The organism is Bradyrhizobium sp. LeoA1Lang (assembly GCF_055413685.1).
This window is the reverse complement of sequence record NZ_JBVAPG010000378.1, coordinates 1-1,714: the sequence shown is the minus strand read 5'-3', so window position 1 is coordinate 1,714 and position 1,714 is coordinate 1. Positions and strand designations below refer to the sequence as shown.

Genomic DNA, 1,714 nt, shown 5'->3' with positions numbered 1-1,714 from the left:
GCTTGACCACGGGCTAACGATAGTGCCAATTGCCTTTAACGATCGGGGGCTTCACCTGCGCGCGATCAGATCGGAACGCTGCGCGGCATCAGATTGGAATACCTGCGCGCGATCATTGGAATCCGCACCTGGTATCTGCCGCTGTATCGGCAAGTGCAGATTCTGGCCGGCCAGGGCGTCCATCTCGACCGGTCGACGCTTGCCGGCTGGGTGAAGCGTGCGGCCTGGTGGCTCAGGAGCCTCTATGACCTCCAGCTGCGCACGATCCAGGCCGCGCCGCGCGTGTTCTGCGACGAGACGCCGATGCCGGTGCTCGATCCCGGACGACATCGCACCCGCATCTGCCAGTTCTGGGCGCATGCCATGGATGACCGGCCATGGGGTGGGCCGTCGCCGCCGGCGGTCGCCTACGTGTTCGCCGAGGGCCGCGGCACCGAGGAGATCGCCGGACAATTGACGGGTTTTTCCGGCATTCTGCAGGTGGATGGTTATGCCGCCTACAAAGCAGGGAATGTCAGGTATTTTGTGTAAGAGGCCTCTGTGAAGGTTGAATTGCAGTCGTTTCTTGCATCAGCCGGACATTGTCATCGATCCCATGGTGGCTAGCAGTGGCCGGGCAGCAAGGTCTGTCAAGGCCGTAGCCGCCGTAGGCGGGGGCCGCAGGCCCGCCTTTACAGAGCTTGCTGATCGGCCAAACTCGGGCCGGCGGATGAGGCTGATCGACACTTTGGTCATCGCGCTGATCCCGGAAAACGCGAGCCGAACTGAATGGCGAACTGGCCCATGGCGGCAGTCCACTCGACGCCTCGCCGCCACCTCAATCCGGCGTTCTTGATGGCGAGATAAAGCAGCTTCAACGCCGCGTCGTCGCTTGGAAAGCTGCCGCGGGTCTTGATGATCTTGCGCAAGCTACGGTGCAGCGCCTCGACCGCGTTGGTGGTGTAGATCATCTTGCGGACGCCAGGAGCGAACGCGAAGAACGGCACGACCTGTTCCCAGGCGCGGCGCCAAGCCTGGCCGATCGCCGGATAGCGCTTGCCCCATTCGTCCTCGAACTCGTCGAGCCGGAGCAGCGCCATGTCGGCATTCTCGGCCCGGTAGATCGCCTTGATGGCAGGCAGGATCGCCTTGCGATCCTTCCAAGCGACAAACGCCAGGCTGTTGCGGATCAGGTGCACGATGCAGGTCTGCACCACGGTCTGCGGATAGACCGAGGCGATCGCCTCGGGAAAGCCCTTGAGCCCATCGACCACCGCGATCAGGATATCGTTGACTCCACGCGTCTTCAGGTCGTTGACGACCTTGAGCCAGAATTTGGCACCTTCGGTCTGCTCAATCCACAAGCCCAGAACCTCCTTCTCGCCGTCCGGATTGAGCGCCAGCGCGACATAGACGGCCTTGTTCTTGACCATGCCTTCATCGCGAATCTTGACCCGCAGCGCGTCGAAAAATACCACCGGATAGACCGGGTCGAGCGGCCGACTTTGCCATTCCCGAACTTCGTCGAGAATCGCGTCGGTGACCCGGCTGATCAAATCCGGCGAGACTTCGGCCCCATAAAGTTCAGATAAATGCCCCTGGATCTCACGCACCGTCATGCCGCGCGCGTAGAGGCTCAGGATTTTGTCGTCAAAGCCGTCGAAACGGGTCTGGCCCTTGGCGATCAATAGCGGCTCAAAGCTGCCGGCCCGGTCGCGTGGCACAGCTATGTCGA

Annotated in this window: 1 protein-coding gene and 1 pseudogene; one reads left to right on the top strand and one right to left on the bottom strand. The window is 61.8% G+C overall.

Annotated elements, in window-relative coordinates:
- Positions 1-132: 132 nt before the first annotated feature.
- Positions 133-507 (top strand): annotated as a pseudogene (locus tag ACZYOF_RS43600) (IS66 family transposase); the annotation flags it as partial.
- A 224-nt stretch (positions 508-731) separates the two neighbouring features.
- Here ACZYOF_RS43600 and ACZYOF_RS43595 read toward each other — a convergent pair.
- On the bottom strand, positions 732-1,714 hold a 983-nt coding region (locus tag ACZYOF_RS43595), incomplete at its 5' end, for an IS256 family transposase (RefSeq protein WP_463719567.1).